This is a genomic window from Amycolatopsis sp. YIM 10 (assembly GCF_009429145.1).
In the GTDB taxonomy this organism is placed as follows: Bacteria; Actinomycetota; Actinomycetes; order Mycobacteriales; family Pseudonocardiaceae; genus Amycolatopsis.
Genome location: NZ_CP045480.1, coordinates 7,036,371 through 7,050,772, shown reverse-complemented (window position 1 = coordinate 7,050,772; position 14,402 = coordinate 7,036,371). Strand labels below are relative to the sequence as shown.

Genomic DNA, 14,402 nt, shown 5'->3' with positions numbered 1-14,402 from the left:
CGTGCGTGGAGCGAGGAAAGGTTGAGGGGGAGCAGGCTAATGGCGGTTGAACTGGGGCAGACCACCAATCCCCGGGACTTGATTCCCGGCGAGCCGGAGGCGATCACGAACGACCTTCGTCAGCTGGTGGGCAACATCGACCTGGTCGGCGGGGTGGGAGACGGGCTTCAGGGCATCGATCCCAGGGAGTGGACCGGGGAGGGGGCCAACGCGTTCCGCGACGCGTTCGGGGCCGCGGTGCCCAGATGGTTCCAGGCGGTGGACTTCCTGGGACAGGGGGGCGAGAAGCTGGCCGACTACGGTGACACGCTGACCTGGGCCCAGGGTGAGGCGCAGCGCGCGATCGAGCTGTTCACCGAGGCGCAGGCGGTCAGCAGGGCGGCGTTGGAGCAGTTCAACGGCTTGGCGCGGCAGGCGGTGGAGGCGGGCCAGTCGATCGGGCTGTTCCAGGATCCGGGGGAGGGGCTCGCGCAGGAGGCGCGGGCGATCCTGGCTGCCGCACGGGAGGCGGTGGCCTCGACCGGTGGCGCGGTCGCCGACGCGTTCGGGGGTGACGGTGCCTCGCTCTTGGAGACGGCGGGCAACTTCACCGCGCTGGCGTTCGGCATGGAGTCCAACGGCGAGGGCGGTTATTCGACGGATCTTCCCGGGGGCGGGACCTTCGGGGGTGACAACCGGCAGACCGAGCGGGTCTTCAACCCGGAGACCGGGAAGTACGAAGAAGTCGATCCTGGTGGCTGGCAGCAGAACGGTCTCGGCAGCAGTTATGCCAACCAGTACGGCTCGGACGCCAGCTTGCTGGATCTGCAGGGGCTCGCCGAGGCAGCGGGGATCGACGTCTCGGAGGTGGGCTGGGAGGGTGAGGTCTCCGCGGCGTTGCGCGAGGGCAGCGTCGGCGGGGAGTTCGACAACGGCACGGTTTCGGGGAGCGGGGAGCTTTCCGGGTCGGTGCTCAGCGCCAGCGCGGGGGCGAGCGGGACGGCGAGTTGGCTGGGGGCGAGCGGGAGCGCCCATGCCGAGGCCTACCTGGCCCAGGCGCACGCCGAGGGTGAGCTGAACTTCGGTGAGCACGCCAGCGTCTCCGGCAGTGGCGATGTGATGGTCGGTGCCGAGGCGTCTGCCGAGGGCAACGTGAGCTGGACGGGGGCGGAAGGCAGCGTCGAGGCCTTCGCCGGTGCCAAGGCCGAAGGCGAGGTCAGCGCCGAGGCGGGGGGTCTGGGCGCCGGGGCGACCGGTGAGGTGTGGGCGGGCGTCGGTGCCGAGGCCAGTGGCCAGTTCGGCATGGGCGAAGACGGCAACTTCCACATCGGAGCGTCGGTCGGTGCCGCGCTCGGAGTCGGCGGCAGCGTCGGCTTCGACGTGGAGGTCGATCCCGGCGAGGTCGTGGACACCGTCTCCGATGTGTCGGACGACGTCGCCGATGTCGCCGCCGATGCGGTCGACAACATGTCCGACACCGCCGGCGACGTTTGGGATTCGGCCAATGACCTGTGGTCCTAGGATCGGTTCGGGGCGCACGCGCGCCAGGATGATGATGGAGACGGAGGTGGAGACAACGTGGTAGGCACACTTCCGGTGCCGATCGAGTTCTCCCTTCCCGAGGGATGGCGGTCGGCGCCACCGGACGAGGTCGGGGCGGGTGGCAGCGCTTTTGTGGCGCTGCGTCCGCCCGCCAGCAAGGGTTTCACCGCCAACATCACGATCAGCGGTGAACTCCGAGAGTCCTACGTCCCGTTGGCGCACATCGCCGACGAGGCGCTGGAATCGTTGCGGCAGAAGGCTCCCGACGCGCGGCTGGGCAAGCGGAAGGAGTCGGGCTCACCGGCGAACCCGGGCCTGACCCAGGTCGTGCGGCTCTCGATGGTGCTCGGGGGCAGGCGGCTGGACGTGCTGCAACTCCAGGTGCTGCTGGGAATGTGGGACAAGGCCGAACCGCACCGGCGCGCGGTGCTGCACGTCGTGCTCAGCGCGCTGCCGGAGCAGTTCGGCCGGATGGCCGAGGATTTCCAGGAATTCGTCTCCACCATCAGGCCCGAGGAAAGCGCGTACCGACGATGAGTGAATACGCCAGGCAACTGCTCAGCCGGATCGAGGCGATCGACAACGCGAACGCGGACAACCGGCGCCGCGCCGAGGCCTACCGGCAGATGGAAGGCGAGCTGAAAAACGTCCAGGGCACAGCCACTTCGCCGGACGGAGTGGTCACCGCCGTGGTGAGTGCCGGGGGTGAGGTCACCAGCCTCACCTTCGGCGACCGGGCGCGCACCCTCGATCCCGCCGCCCTGTCGGCCACGGTCATGCACACGATCGCCGCCGCGCGTGCCGAGGCGGCCCGTCAGCAGGCCGAAGTGGTGCGCCGCGGACTCGGCGACACCCACCTGCTCGACAAGGTGCTCGATTCGGACCGGGAATTGTTCGGTGACCAGCGCCCGCGGGATCCGGGTCCGGCTCCGGAAATCGCGTCGACCCCGTCCATCGCCCCGGCTGGGGGTCGGCGGCGACGGCGGAACGAGGACGATTTCTTCGACGATTTCCAGATTTACCGAGGCGGCCGGTCAAGGCGATGAGCACCGGCCGGTGGCTCGCCGCAGCACGTCGATCTCGCAGCCCGGTGCTGCCGGATCGAAGCCGTGCCCGGCCAGCCAGCGGATCGCCAGGAGGCACCTCAGCGACCACCACGCGCGGATCACGTCGAGGTCGACGTCGGTGTCGTAACCGGTGATGACGTCGTCGAGGTGTTCCGGGTGCCCGAGCGTCAGGATGGCGAGGTCGAACAGCGCGTCGCCACGGGCTGCCTCGGTCCAGTCGAGCACGCCGGTGATCTCGTCACCGTCGACGAACACGTGGGCGACCTGCAGATCGCCGTGGATGAACGCCGGTGTCCACGGCCGGAGCGCGGTTTCGGCGATCCGGCGGTTGTGCGTGACCAGGTCGGCGGGGAGCACGTCGTTTGCCATGAGCCAGGCGCATTCACGGTCGAGGCGCGTGGCGATCTCGTCGAGACTCCGGCCGGGCCACGGCGGCAGTGGCGCGTCATGCAGCTTGCGGACGGCGGCGCCCGCCGCGACCCACGCCGCCGCCGACGCGGTCGAAGGCCTGCCGAGGCGAGCGAGCGCCGTCCCCCGGAGGGCCGCGAGCGCCAGCACGGGCGGTTTGCGCCACAGGACTTCCGGAGTCGGGATCGGTGCCATGGCCATCGCCTCGACTTCGACGTCGGTGCGGGCCTGATCGGAGTCGACCTTCAGGAAGACGTCGCCGACGCGCAGAGTCGCACACTCCCGATGAGCGACGACGACCTCGACCGACTCCACGGCGGCATTGTCGCGCGGATCTTTCCCACCGTCGCCGGAATTACTGTTCCGGCTGTAACGGCGCCAAGCGCGGTGCGGAGTTCGGCGAGTACGGCCGGCACGTCGTACCCGAAGAATTCGAGATGCCCGGTGGGACCGTCGAAGAACGGCGAGAACCTCATGGTCCTGGGATGACGCCACAGTTCGATCCTCGCGCGAGAGGTAGCCGGGGCGGAACGCCATTCGACCCCACCCGGCCACGCGAAGTCTTGTGCTCGACTGTGACCTGTGGCACAGTCGAATGTCACCGAGTGCCACTCGGGTGACATTCAGTGCCATTGGAGATCATGGTGAACGACGATGTTCTGCACGCCGCGGCGAGTCGCAAGGCGGCGTTCCGTCTCCTGCCGATCCTGTGCCTGGTCTACTTCATGGCCTTCGTCGACCGCACCAACGTCGGCCTGGCCAAGACCTCGCTCGAAGCCGACGTGGGGATCAGCGCCGCGGCGTACGGTGTCGGCGCGGGCATCTTCTTCCTGAGCTACGCGCTGCTGGAAGTGCCGAGCAACCTGGTCATGCACCGCGTCGGGCCGCGGCGCTGGATCACCCGCATCGCGGTGACCTGGGGCGCGCTGTGCGCCTGCATGATGTTCGTGCAGGACGAGTTCTCGTTCTACGTGGTCCGGTTCCTGCTCGGCGCGGCGGAAGCCGGGCTGTACCCGGCGCTCATGTACATCGTCACCCTCTGGTTCTCGCAGAAGCAGCGGGTGACCATCGTCGGCATCATCTATCTCGCGGTGTGCGCCGGGCTCACCCTCGGCGGTCCCATCGGTGGCGCGCTCATGGAACTCCACGGCGCGGGCGGGCTGTTCGGCTGGCAGTGGATGTTCCTCGTCGAGGGCCTGCTCACCATCGTGGTCGCGTTTTTCGTCTGGCGCATGGTGCCCGACCGCCCGGCGGACGCGCCGTGGCTGACCGAGCGCGAGGCCGGTGTGCTGGCCGATCGCGCGGTGGTGCGCACCGCGCCGGAGCACAGCACGCTGAAGGGCAACTTCCGCGTCGCCTTCGGCAGGCCGTTCATTCTCGCGCTGTCCGCGGTCTACTTCGCCAACCAGATCAACAGCGTGGCGATCCAGTACAACTTCCCGTCCATCGTCGAGAGCCTGGACGTCGAAGGCTCCTTCCTGATCGGGGTGGTCAGCGGCAGCGTTGGCATCGGCGCGTTCATCGGGGTGCTCGTCATCCCGTGGTTCCAGCGCCGGGTGCGCAACGAGCTGCGCGTCCTGATGTCCGTGACGGTCGCGACGGCGGTGGTGGCGATCGCCTACGCCTTCGCCGACGGCGCGGTCGCGCGCATCCTGCTGGTCGACCTCGCCATGCTGCTGCTCATCGGTGTCCTGCCGCTCTACTGGTCGGTCGCGATGGCGCGAATGTCCGGTCTGATGGCCGCGGCGGGCCTGGCGTTCATCAACATGGTCGGCCTGCTCGGCGGCTTCGTCGGGCCGTACCTGTACGGGTTCGCCGAGGGCCGGGGGAGTGAGTCCGCCGGTTTCGCCGTGCTCATCGGCGCTTCCGTGCTCGGGGTGCTGCTGGTGCCGTTGCTGTGGCGTGCCGTGCGGTCGGAGGACCGGCGCTCCGCCGAGGCCGTTGTTGCCGTGGAGGGCGGGAAATGAGCGGGTGGAAACGTTTGCGGGCCGTCCTGCTCGGGTTCGCGGTGCTGAGCACCGTGGTCACCGCCCCGTCCGCGAGCGCACACGACGCGCCGGCGGTCCGGCGCACGGACCTCGGTCTGGTCAAGGGCGTGGACGAGGGCGGCACGTCCTCCTGGCGCGGTATCCCGTACGCCGAACCACCCGTCGGGGAACTGCGCTGGCGTGCGCCGGTGACCCATCGGCCGTGGCACGGAGTGCGTGACACGAGCGAGTTCGGGAACGGTTGTGTCCAAGAAGGACGGTTCTTCAGCCCGGCGCCGAGCGGCCCGCACTACGGGCTCGACATCCGCGACGGGCTGAAGAAACCCGTCGGCGCCGAGGACTGCCTGACGCTCAACGTGTTCCGCCCGTCGGACGCGCGGCGGAACCTGCCGGTGATCGTTTTTGTGCACGGCGGCAGCAACGTGGTCGGCTACTCGGCGGACCCGATGTACGACGGACGGGCGCTGGCGCGGAAGGCCGACGCGGTCGTGGTCACCGTCAACTACCGGGTCGGCGTGTTCGGCTGGCTCGACCTGCCCGGGCTCAAGACCGGCGATCCGTACGGCGACTCGGGGAACTTCGGCTCGCTCGACCAGATCGAGGCGCTCCGCTTTGTCAACCGCAACGCGACCGCGTTCGGCGGCGACCCGGACAACGTCACCGTGATGGGTGAGTCCGCGGGCGCGGTCAACGTGTGGGCGCTGATGGTGTCGCCGCTGAGCGAAGGCTTGATGGACAAGGCGATCCCGCTCAGCGGCGGGTGGAGTTTCGAGACCCCGGCGTCGGCGCGCGCCTACGCCGGGAAGTTCGTGACCGAGGCGGCGGGCGAAGGCGGTGACGCCGTGGGCCGATTGCGGTCGATGCCCGCCGACGACCTGATCCGCGCGCAGGTGCGCGTCGGCGATCCGCCCCGGGTGCTCAACGACGGCGTTGTGCTGCCCGCGGACCACCACGCGGCCGTGGCGGCGGGGAAGTACCGCGACATCCCCGTTCTCGCCGGCAACACCGCGGAGGAGGGCAAGCTCTTCGGCGCGGTCATCGGCGCCTACCGCCCGAGCGACTACGACCGCTTCACCCTGCAGCACTTCTTCGACCCCGACCGGCCGTCCGCGGTGACCGTCCGCGACCTGATCGCCGACAACTATCTGCCCGTCGACGGGCCCGGCGGCTGGAACGAAGCGGCGGACCAAGTGGGCGACGCCATCTTCATGGGAATCGTCGAGGATTCGATGAACACCTTGCGCGAAGCCGGGAACGACCGGTTGTTCTACTACCAGTTCGGCTGGAACCAGCAGCCCGCGCCGTTCGACACCGTGTACGGCGCGGCGCACGCGATGGACCTGCCGTTCCTGTTCCGCTCCTTCGACGAGGGTGTCTTCGCGTTCTCGTTCAGCCACCGCAACGAACCGGGCAGGCTGGCGCTGTCGGACCTGATGATCGACAGCGTCCGCGCCTTCGTGCGCACGGGAAGCCCGCAACATCCGGGTCTCGGCGCGCGGTGGAGCCAGTGGCCGCGCAGCATGGTCCTGGACGCCGGGGACACCAAGGCGACCGCCCGCCCCGGCTCGTTCGGCGGCTGACCCGCGGTCACGCGGCTCAGGACCTATCATCGCGGGACAACGAGGGAGGGAGCCCGTGGCGGTCGACCGCGCGCTGGAGACGAAGTACCGCATCGCGGAGACGGCGATGGCCTTGTTCCTGGAGCAGGGCTACGAGAGCGTGACCGTGGAGGCCGTGGCCGACGCGTCCCAGGTCTCCCGGCGGACCGTGTTCCGGCACTTCGGCGGCAAGGACGAGCTGGCGTTCCCAGACCACTCCGCCCGGCTCGAGCTGCTGTCGCGCAAACTGGTGCCGCCGAGCGGCGGGCGAACCCCGGTGGACGTGGTCATCGCCGCCACCGAGGCGGTGCTGCTCGACTTCCTCAGCCGTCCCGAACTGGTGCTCCGCCGCTACCGCCTGACCCGGCTGGTGCCGGAACTGCGCCGGCGCGAGGTGCTGGAGCACGAGCGCTACGTCGCCATGACCAGGGCGTACCTGCGTGACCACCTGCCGGCCGACAGCCCGCCGTTCCTCCCGATGGCCATGGCCGCCCTGATCGACGCGATGCACCGCTCGGCACTGGGCAACTTCGCCCGCAGCGACGGCTCGGCCGACGCGTTCGCCGAGCTGAAGGACGGCATGGAGTGGATCCACCGGATGCTGGCCGCCGACCCGGCGACCGGCAGCTCGTTCGTGCTCGCCGTCCTGCCGGACACCGCGGCCGTACGGCAGTCGCTGACGGCTCTGCGCGCCGAAGCGCAGGATCTGCTCTGAGGTCGCATCGCCGGGACGAGCCGCAGATCACTCACCGATGACCGGGGGAACCGCCTGCTCCTCGGCTCCGAAGAGCGCGTCCGGATCGGGTTCTCCCTCGAGATAGCGCGGGCTGCCCGCACCTGCCATGCCCGGCTCGAAGCGGTTCGCGCGCAAGGCGGTCGTGGTAGCGGTGGTCGCCCGTGGTTCCCCTCTGCTCGCCAGCACCACCTGGCTGCCGTTGTGGTAGGCCACGACGTTGCGGCCATGCTGTTTCGCCGTGTACAGCAAGCCATCCGCACGCCGGAGTGCCTGGTCAGCGGTGGACGCATGCGATGCGTCCGTGACGCCCGCGCTCATCGTTACGCGCAACCCCGGCGCGAGGTCGTTCCAACGGAAGCGTTCCACCTCGACGCGGAGCTTTTCGGTCAGGGCACCGGCTTCCTCGGCGGTCCTGCCGGGGAACAGCAACACGAACTCTTCACCGCCGTACCGTGCGCAGAAGGTTTCCCGCAGCAGCAGGGTGGCGACCTTGGCGAGCACCCGGTCCCCGAGCAGGTGCCCGAAGGTGTTGTTGACCTGACTGAACCAGTCCAGATCGACCATGGCCACCGCCAGCGCGGTCCTCGGCTCGGTCAGCGCGTCGTCGAGCTGCTTGTCCAGGGAGCGCCGGGTGTAGGCACCGGTCAGCGGATCCACGTCGGCCAGGTCGACGACCGCCGCCGGTGATCCGGTGTCTTCCGGTGTGCCTGCCCGGTCGACCAGGTCCAGCGCGGCGTGCAGGTGGCGGTACGCCGCGCGCCAGTTGCCTCGTGCGGCCAGCAGTTCCGCCAGCGCCCGGTGCAACTCGACCAGCTGCGGTGACTCTTCCTGGGGCGGCTCGGAAGCGGGCGGCGGCCGGAGTGCCCTGGCCCGGCGCAGCGCCTCGTCGACCTGGTCCGGGGTGGTCCGCGCGCGCAGCGACCGGGCCGCGTCCGTGCCGAAGGACGAGCGATCGAGCAGGGCTTCTTCCTCGGTAGAGGGGGTCTCGTCGGTCACGTTCGCTCACCTCCGTCACCTTGGCCACGTCGTTTCATCCGGTAGAGCGCGGTGTTCACCGCGCCGGGGCTCATCCCGAGCACCTCGGCGATCTCCGCCGGCGCGTAGTCGAGGAAGCGCAGGTGCTTGATCGCCCGCGCCCGCTCGGAATCGTCGCCGGTCAGGGTTTTCAGCGCCTGCACGGCGGTCGCCAAGTCCACCGATTCGACCGTGGGGCAGCGCGGTTCGCGGGCCCACGCTTGCGCCGCGCGCAGGTAGCGCTCGCGGTCGTGCTGCCACGACCGCAGGGCGTTCGGGAACGCCAGCACGCACCCGCCGATGAAGTAGGTGCGCAGGGACGCGCCCTTCTCCGCCTTCCACCGGTCGTCGGCCAGCGAGCGACGGAAGGTTTCGATGCCGTGGGCCACCGAGGTGGCGACCAGGTCTTCGCGATCCTCCGCGGTCCACTCGACCGGCAGCGTCACCGGTCGGCCCTTCTCGCGGCACTTGCCCGCGATCACCCGGGAGGCCAGCCACGCCGACATCACGGCCCAGCCAAGGCGGGCCAGCTCGGCGGCCACGTGGTCCCACAACGGACCGGTGCAGTGCGCCCGCCGAAGTCGGTCGTACAGCTCGGCGTCGGCATCGGGCACCTCCTCCGGTTCGTCATCGGGCTCGCTCATCGGTACGCCTCCGGGTCCACTGCCGCCATCGTGGTGGACATAGGTGGCTGATCACCCCGCGGCTCACCTTCACCGGGCAGGTAATTGCGAAAGCGAATCCGTGTGCGCGGCGGCCCGGGACGACCTATGCCCTCGGCAAAAGATCCACACCCCGGGAAGGCGGACATGTTGCTGGCCCTCGTTCTCGTCAGTTTGATCGGCACCGCGCCGTTGCTCGTCGCGGTCGCCGTCGCGGTGCTGTCCGGCGACGCCGGGCGCCGCGCCGACGCGCGCCGCGTGGTGTCCCTGCTGCGCCAGGACCGCCTGCTGCCCACACCGCGCCGTCGCGGAAGACGGAGTTCGGCGTCCTCGCGGAATCGACGAGGTTGACCCGGGGGCCGCGTGTTGCAGGTCAGGGCTTGCGACCCACCGCGCCGACGATGCAGCGCTCCACCTGGTTCAGCGGCCGCAGCGTGGGACCGGTCGGCCACCACAGGTCGCACAGTTCGAGATCGCCTGGCTTCTCCGGGTTCGGCGGCATCAGTTCCAAGCCGGGGAAGAAGGCCCTGATCTCGTCGGCGGTGCGGAAGCGCCCCGAGCCCATGGGGCTGTGGAGGAAAACGTCTTCCATCCGTTGGGCGAGCTGGGCGAGTTCGTCGGTTTCGGGATTGAAGAAGTGCGCGATCGCCACGTAGCTGCCCGAGGGCAGGGCGTCCACGTATTCCTTCATCAGTTCCGCGCCGTTGTCGGGGGTGTAGTGGTGCAGCGTGCCCACCTGCAGCAGGGCCAGCGGCTCGGTGAAGTCGATGTGCTCGCGCACCACGTCGTTTCCCAGTACGTCCGCGGGGGTGAAGATGTCCGCGTCGGCGAAGTGCGTCCGGTCGTTCTCGACGAGCAACGCCTTCCCGTGCGAGATGACCACCGGGTCGTTGTCGACGTAGACCACCCGGTTGCCCTGGTCGACCCGCTGCACGATCTGGTGGGTGTTCTCCGCGGTCGGCAGCCCGGAGCCGCAGTCGAGGAACTGCGTGATCCCGCCCTTGGTGGCGAGGAAGCGGCAGGCGCGGACCAGGAACTTGCGGTTGCTCCTGGCCAGGTCGTTGACCTCGGGGGCCACCTTGGCCACCTGGGCGAGCACCTCGCGGTCGATCTCGTAGTTGTCCTTGCCGCCCAGTGCCGCGTCGTAGACCCGCGCGATGCTCGCCCGGCTCGGGTCCACCCCGACCGGGGGCGGTACCCGGCGCTCGTCGGTCATCCTGCTCCCTCGCTGCACCGGAACTCGGTGACCGAAGCGTACTATTCGTGTACCCACCGTGGTCACCCGTGTCGCCCGCCTGGCTGCCGCGTCCGGGGAAGTGGTCTGCGCGGCCGTCGGATTTCGTGGGACAGTGAGTGGGTGTTCACGCGGTCATGGAGTCCGACGTTCCTGGTACGCCGGGGCCGCATTTCGGTATGGGTCAAGGAGATCGGATGGGCTTCATGCAGCCGGGCGACGGTGTCGAGACGCCGTTGACGGCATTGCTGGACGATGTGCTGTCCGGTTTGCGGCGCGACCTGCCGGGTGAGGTGGGAACGGCGATCAGCGTCGCGCACCCGTCGCCGAGCCGGGGTGGCGGGCGGTTGCGGGTACTGGCGGCGACGGGGGTGGGCGCCGTGCTGCCGCCGATCACCACCGGACACCTGTGGGGGCCGTCGCTGCTGGTCGCGGCGGGGGAGGAGCCAATAGCCACGGCGGATCTGTGGAACGACCCGCGCTGGCCGCACCTGACCTTGGACGCGGTGCGCGCGCAGTTGCCCGAGCAGGACCTGGACGTGGTGTCGAAGGTGCGTGGCGTGGCCGCGGTCCCCGGAGTCTGGGACGGCGGGGGCGTGGTGGTGCTGTCGGCCTATCTCGACGGCCCGGCCGACCACCGCGCGCTCGCGATGCTGGCCCGGCACGAACGGCTGGTCGCCAGCGCGATCGCCATCGCGACCATCGCCGATCGCAACGCCGACGACGCGGAGCAGATGCTGGACGCGCTGGCCTCGCGGGCGATCATCGAGCAGGCCAAGGGCGCGATCATGATGCTGCGGCGCTGCGATGCCGACGAGGCATGGGCGGTGCTGCGGCGGGCGAGCCAGGACTTCAACGTCAAGCTGCGCGAGCTGGCACTGGCGCTGGTCGAGCACATCGGGCGGGCGCCGGCCGAGCAGCTCGCGGGTGGTGACCACCCGGTGCGGGCGGACGCCGAGGTCCGGCGGGCCGCGGTGATGGTGTGGCAGGCACTGGCCGGGCGGGAAAGCCCTGGCGTCAGTGCGAAGCCCCGAGACCGGGGCTGAGACCGAGGCCGCGTAACCCGGTTTCGTTCAGGTCCTCCGCGCGGAACCGGTCGGGCCAGTCGCGCTCGTAGTGTTCGGCGGGAAAGTCGCTGGGACTGGACCCGGTGCGGAAGGCTTCCCGGACGCCGGCGGCGTAGGTTTCGTTGCGAGGACACCAGGGCGCGGCCGGGATGTACATGACGTTTCCCCAGCCCCGCTGGTTCGTCACCGGCGCGACGCTGTGGATCATGTCGCAGTGCCACCAGACCGAATCACCGGCGCGCACGTCGGGAATCCCGGTCAGCGCGCGCATGAGCAGCGGATGCCACTTCTCGTTCGCCGGGAAGACCTGGTTGACGGTGACACCGCACATGTTGTCGTCGGGCACGTCCGGCAGCAGCGGGCGCAGCATCAGGTACGCCATCGCGCCCGGGATCGGCACGGTGTGCAGCACGCCCTGGTCGTGGTCCATGTCGGACAGCGCGGTCCAGCCCTGGAAGGTGCGGAAGGCCGAGCACATGGTGCTGCCGGGGTACTGCGGCCCGGCGGTGCGGTGGGCCGCGTCCCACGGGTCGTACCGCTCGACGCCGCCGTCGAACAGGTGGCGGAACGCCCGCTGGTAGGACTCGGTCATCCACAGGTCGAGCGTGCCGGGGTCGAGGTGGGTGCCGAGGCCGCCGGAGTCGGCGCCCTCGGGGCGTCGGCGGATGCGGTCGGGGTAGAGCGAATCCCGGTCCGGGTCGAACCAGCGCACACCGTCGGATTCGTGCTTCCACCGGCTGTTGAGGAACGACTGCACAGCCGCCATCCGCTCGCTCTGCCTGGCCGCCATCTGCGCGGGTGACCAGTAGATCGGGTAGATCTCGGGCTTCGAACCCACGCTGCCGAAGAAGTCGTCGCCGGGGCCGCGGTAGTTCTCGAAGAAACCGTTGCCCTCCACGTATTCGACGATCTCGCGATCCCAGCCCAGCGCCTGCTCGCGCTCGAAGTGACCGCGTACCACCAGGCAGCCGCGCCGGCGCAGCTTGGCCAGGTCACCGGCGGAGACCGTGCCCGCCGCGATGTCGGCGTAGTCGATGACCGGCCAGACCTGCTCACCCCGCGCGCGAGCCGCTTCGATCTCCGCCACTTCGACGCTGATCCCGGCCTCCACCACGGCGAACACCTCTTCGACGGTGCGCCCGGACGCGGCGATCCTGGCGCGCAGCGCGGTCTTGATCTCGCGGACCGCGGCGGGCAGGTCGGCCGGTGGCTGTTCCCAGTGCGGCAGTTCGGTCGGCACCACGGCACCTCTTTCCAGGAAGGGTTCCTTACTTGAATCGACGATAGAGTCGCCGAGGCTTCCAGGCAAGGCCCCTTACTAGAATGGCCGCGTGGAACCCGCGAAGCCGTCGCTGGAGCTGGTGCGCTCGGTGACCGACGAGCACGTGCTCCGTGCGCTGGTCCGGCACCGCAGGCTGACCCGCGCCGAACTGGCCGCCGAGATCGGCATTTCCAAGCCCACCGCGGGGGAAAGCGTGCGGCGGCTGGCGGAGCGCGGGCTGGTGGTGGACACCGGCGAGCGCAGTCCCGGTGGCCGCGGCCGTGGCCGGGTCGGCTCGTACTACGCGCTGTCGGCCGACGTCGGCGCGGCGCTGGCGGTCGGCATCGCGCCGTCGGGCGTGGTAGCCGAGTGCGTCGACGTGTACGGCACCACGATCGCGCGAGCGCACCGCGAACTCGGCCGACCGGCCGGGCAGGCGCAGGTGACCACCGCGCTCCGGGAGGCCGCGGCCGAGGTCGCCGCGGCCACGTCGCCGCGGCTGGCCGTGGTCAGCGCGGCCGATCCGGTCGACCGGGCCACCGGCAGGCTGGTGCACCTGCCCGACGCCCCGTTCCTGGTCGGCGACCTGGACCCGGTGGCGATCCTGGCGCCGTACGTCGACGGCCCGGTGGTCGTCGACAACGACGTGAACTGGGCTGCCGAGGCGGAACGGGACCACACCGGGCCGGATTTCGCCTACCTGCACCTCGGTGAGGGCCTTGGCGCGGCGATCGTCCACGACGGCGAGATCCGGCGCGGGAGCACCGGCCTGGCCGGGGAGGTCGCGTACCTGCTCACCGCCGGGCCGTCGGGGCGGGCGATGCGGTTCATCGACGTGTTCGCCGAACTCGAACTGCGCCAACCGGACTCGACGGCCATCGACGTCGAACGCCTGCTGGCCCGTCGCGCCGAAATCGCGCGCCCCCTGGGGGAAGCGATCGCCGGGGTGCTCGCCGCGCTGGTCGCCCTCTGCGACCCGGACCGCGTCATCATCGGCGGTTCGTGGGGGCCCGAACTGTTGCCGGACCTTCCCGCCATGCCACGTCAGCCCACCCTCCAGGCCGCCACGCGAACCGCCGATCCCGGCTTCACCGGCGCGCGGGCCGACGCGGTCTCACGCCTGACCGCCGCCATCACCGCCGGCACCTGACGCCGGCCGGTTCCGCTTGCCGTCGAGCCAGAGCGTGTCGGACTCGTCGCGGTGCGAACCGCTTGTCCCGACGTGCTTGGCGCTGATCTTCGGCCCCTTCTTGAGCACGTGCACCAGCGCCATCGCGTGCCCGCGGCCGAGGCCGTGGTCCTGCTTGAGCCAGTCGATGATCACCCCGGCCTTGGTGGCCGGGTCGTCGAACCCGCGCTCGCCCGCCAGCGCGACGAGTTCGCGCGGGGTCAGCCCGGTCTTGTCCTCGATCGCGTCGAGATAGGCCTGGAAGGACATCAGAAGGTCACCCCCGCGCGACCGGCTTCGGCGTCGTCGAGGAATTCCTGCTGGATGCGGGGCGAGGCGTGGACGCACATCATCTTCAGCGGCTCCGGCCCGGCCGCGCGGAAGGCGTGGGCGGTGCCGGCGCTGACCACCACCACGTCGCCTTCGGTGGCCGTCGCCTCGCCGTCCGAGGTGCGGATGAGCACGGTGCCCGCGAGCACCACCCAGGTCTCCGAGTACGGGTGCACGTGCGCGTCCGGCCCCTGCCCCTCGGTGTTGTGCACGTGGAAGAACGAGATCCCGGACCCGTAGGCCTCGCCCTCGAACCTGGCGGTGCGCCCGCCGCCGATGCGCAAGTCGTCTTCTTTGGCGATGACCAGCATTCCGTGCTCCGTTCTGGTTGTCCGATTTGGACACCGT

At 70.1% G+C, this 14,402-nt stretch carries 16 protein-coding genes; 9 read left to right on the top strand and 7 right to left on the bottom strand.

The window, feature by feature from the left end:
* Positions 1-39 precede the first annotated feature (39 nt).
* From YIM_RS33175 to YIM_RS33165, 3 genes are read left to right on the top strand one after another with little or no spacing between them, the layout of a single operon-like run.
* The gene (locus YIM_RS33175; protein WP_153034066.1) at positions 40-1,500 is read left to right on the top strand and encodes a putative T7SS-secreted protein; all 1,461 of its coding nucleotides are present in this window, start codon (positions 40-42) and stop codon (positions 1,498-1,500) included.
* Positions 1,501-1,557: 57 nt separating this feature from the next.
* The gene (locus tag YIM_RS33170; RefSeq protein WP_153034065.1) at positions 1,558-2,058 is read left to right on the top strand and encodes a hypothetical protein; all 501 of its coding nucleotides are present in this window, start codon (positions 1,558-1,560) and stop codon (positions 2,056-2,058) included.
* Positions 2,055-2,567 carry a YbaB/EbfC family nucleoid-associated protein gene (locus YIM_RS33165; protein ID WP_153034064.1) on the top strand — a complete coding sequence of 171 codons (513 nt, stop codon included), beginning with the start codon at positions 2,055-2,057 and terminating at the stop codon, positions 2,565-2,567. Before YIM_RS33170 ends, YIM_RS33165 begins: the two co-directional genes overlap by 4 nt.
* On the opposite strand, the gene YIM_RS33160 is transcribed toward YIM_RS33165, so the two are convergent.
* Entirely contained in the window at positions 2,556-3,311 is a 756-nt protein-coding gene (locus tag YIM_RS33160) for a phosphotransferase (RefSeq protein WP_153034063.1), read from the bottom strand. The two genes, YIM_RS33165 and YIM_RS33160, sit on opposite strands and share 12 nt — an antisense overlap.
* Before the next feature lie 326 nt (positions 3,312-3,637).
* On the opposite strand from YIM_RS33160, the gene YIM_RS33155 reads away from it, so the two are divergent.
* Genes YIM_RS33155 through YIM_RS33145 form a run of 3 tightly spaced genes read left to right on the top strand, consistent with a single transcriptional unit; the run spans position 3,638 to position 7,297 of the window.
* Complete coding sequence (locus YIM_RS33155) at positions 3,638-4,963, top strand: MFS transporter (RefSeq protein WP_153034062.1); 1,326 nt, start codon at positions 3,638-3,640, stop codon at positions 4,961-4,963.
* A complete protein-coding gene (locus tag YIM_RS33150) occupies positions 4,960-6,564 on the top strand; it encodes a carboxylesterase/lipase family protein (protein ID WP_153034061.1) in 1,605 nt (534 codons plus the stop codon). Before YIM_RS33155 ends, YIM_RS33150 begins: the two co-directional genes overlap by 4 nt.
* Positions 6,565-6,619: 55 nt before the next feature.
* Positions 6,620-7,297 carry a TetR/AcrR family transcriptional regulator gene (locus tag YIM_RS33145; RefSeq protein ID WP_153034060.1) on the top strand — a complete coding sequence of 226 codons (678 nt, stop codon included), beginning with the start codon at positions 6,620-6,622 and terminating at the stop codon, positions 7,295-7,297.
* A gap of 27 nt (positions 7,298-7,324) precedes the next feature.
* Here the strand turns inward: YIM_RS33145 and YIM_RS33140 are convergent, their stop codons facing one another.
* Positions 7,325-8,314 (bottom strand): GGDEF domain-containing protein, encoded by a 990-nt coding sequence (locus YIM_RS33140; protein WP_228004162.1) that lies wholly within the window; start codon positions 8,312-8,314, stop codon positions 7,325-7,327.
* The gene (locus YIM_RS33135) at positions 8,311-8,976 is read right to left on the bottom strand and encodes an RNA polymerase sigma factor (RefSeq protein ID WP_153034059.1); all 666 of its coding nucleotides are present in this window, start codon (positions 8,974-8,976) and stop codon (positions 8,311-8,313) included. Before YIM_RS33135 ends, YIM_RS33140 begins: the two co-directional genes overlap by 4 nt.
* A 165-nt stretch (positions 8,977-9,141) precedes the next feature.
* Here YIM_RS33135 and YIM_RS33130 point away from each other — a divergent pair, with 165 nt between their 5' ends.
* Complete coding sequence (locus tag YIM_RS33130; RefSeq protein WP_153034058.1) at positions 9,142-9,345, top strand: hypothetical protein; 204 nt, start codon at positions 9,142-9,144, stop codon at positions 9,343-9,345.
* 22 nt (positions 9,346-9,367) lie between these two features.
* On the opposite strand, the gene YIM_RS33125 is transcribed toward YIM_RS33130, so the two are convergent.
* Positions 9,368-10,210, bottom strand: coding sequence for an SAM-dependent methyltransferase (locus tag YIM_RS33125; protein WP_153034057.1), 843 nt, complete (start codon positions 10,208-10,210; stop codon positions 9,368-9,370).
* Positions 10,211-10,425: 215 nt separating this feature from the next.
* Between YIM_RS33125 and YIM_RS33120 the strand changes: the two genes are divergently transcribed.
* Positions 10,426-11,274 carry an ANTAR domain-containing protein gene (locus YIM_RS33120; protein ID WP_153034056.1) on the top strand — a complete coding sequence of 283 codons (849 nt, stop codon included), beginning with the start codon at positions 10,426-10,428 and terminating at the stop codon, positions 11,272-11,274.
* Here YIM_RS33120 and YIM_RS33115 read toward each other — a convergent pair.
* Positions 11,246-12,535 carry a DUF1479 domain-containing protein gene (locus tag YIM_RS33115; RefSeq protein WP_228004161.1) on the bottom strand — a complete coding sequence of 430 codons (1,290 nt, stop codon included), beginning with the start codon at positions 12,533-12,535 and terminating at the stop codon, positions 11,246-11,248. The two genes, YIM_RS33120 and YIM_RS33115, sit on opposite strands and share 29 nt — an antisense overlap.
* 91 nt (positions 12,536-12,626) lie before the next feature.
* Between YIM_RS33115 and YIM_RS33110 the strand changes: the two genes are divergently transcribed.
* Positions 12,627-13,706: an ROK family transcriptional regulator gene (locus YIM_RS33110; RefSeq protein WP_153034055.1), complete on the top strand. Its 1,080-nt coding sequence runs from the start codon at positions 12,627-12,629 to the stop codon at positions 13,704-13,706.
* On the opposite strand, the gene YIM_RS33105 is transcribed toward YIM_RS33110, so the two are convergent.
* The gene (locus tag YIM_RS33105) at positions 13,671-13,994 is read right to left on the bottom strand and encodes a DUF4287 domain-containing protein (protein ID WP_153034054.1); all 324 of its coding nucleotides are present in this window, start codon (positions 13,992-13,994) and stop codon (positions 13,671-13,673) included. The genes YIM_RS33110 and YIM_RS33105 overlap by 36 nt on opposite strands.
* A complete protein-coding gene (locus YIM_RS33100; protein WP_153034053.1) occupies positions 13,994-14,365 on the bottom strand; it encodes a cupin domain-containing protein in 372 nt (123 codons plus the stop codon). The genes YIM_RS33105 and YIM_RS33100 overlap by 1 nt, the downstream gene beginning before the upstream one ends.
* Positions 14,366-14,402: the final 37 nt, after the last annotated feature.

Excerpts from the sequence above, each read along its gene's own strand:
- YIM_RS33175 (WP_153034066.1), top strand. The coding sequence starts at position 40 with ATGGCGGTTGAACTGGGGCAGACCACCAATCCCCGGGACTTGATTCCC.
- YIM_RS33165 (WP_153034064.1), top strand. The coding sequence starts at position 2,055 with ATGAGTGAATACGCCAGGCAACTGCTCAGCCGGATCGAGGCGATCGAC.
- YIM_RS33155 (WP_153034062.1), top strand. The coding sequence starts at position 3,638 with ATGGTGAACGACGATGTTCTGCACGCCGCGGCGAGTCGCAAGGCGGCG.
- YIM_RS33150 (WP_153034061.1), top strand. The coding sequence starts at position 4,960 with ATGAGCGGGTGGAAACGTTTGCGGGCCGTCCTGCTCGGGTTCGCGGTG.
- YIM_RS33135 (WP_153034059.1), bottom strand. The coding sequence starts at position 8,976 with ATGAGCGAGCCCGATGACGAACCGGAGGAGGTGCCCGATGCCGACGCC.
- YIM_RS33130 (WP_153034058.1), top strand. The coding sequence starts at position 9,142 with ATGTTGCTGGCCCTCGTTCTCGTCAGTTTGATCGGCACCGCGCCGTTG.
- YIM_RS33125 (WP_153034057.1), bottom strand. The coding sequence starts at position 10,210 with ATGACCGACGAGCGCCGGGTACCGCCCCCGGTCGGGGTGGACCCGAGC.
- YIM_RS33120 (WP_153034056.1), top strand. The coding sequence starts at position 10,426 with ATGGGCTTCATGCAGCCGGGCGACGGTGTCGAGACGCCGTTGACGGCA.
- YIM_RS33105 (WP_153034054.1), bottom strand. The coding sequence starts at position 13,994 with ATGTCCTTCCAGGCCTATCTCGACGCGATCGAGGACAAGACCGGGCTG.
- YIM_RS33100 (WP_153034053.1), bottom strand. The coding sequence starts at position 14,365 with ATGCTGGTCATCGCCAAAGAAGACGACTTGCGCATCGGCGGCGGGCGC.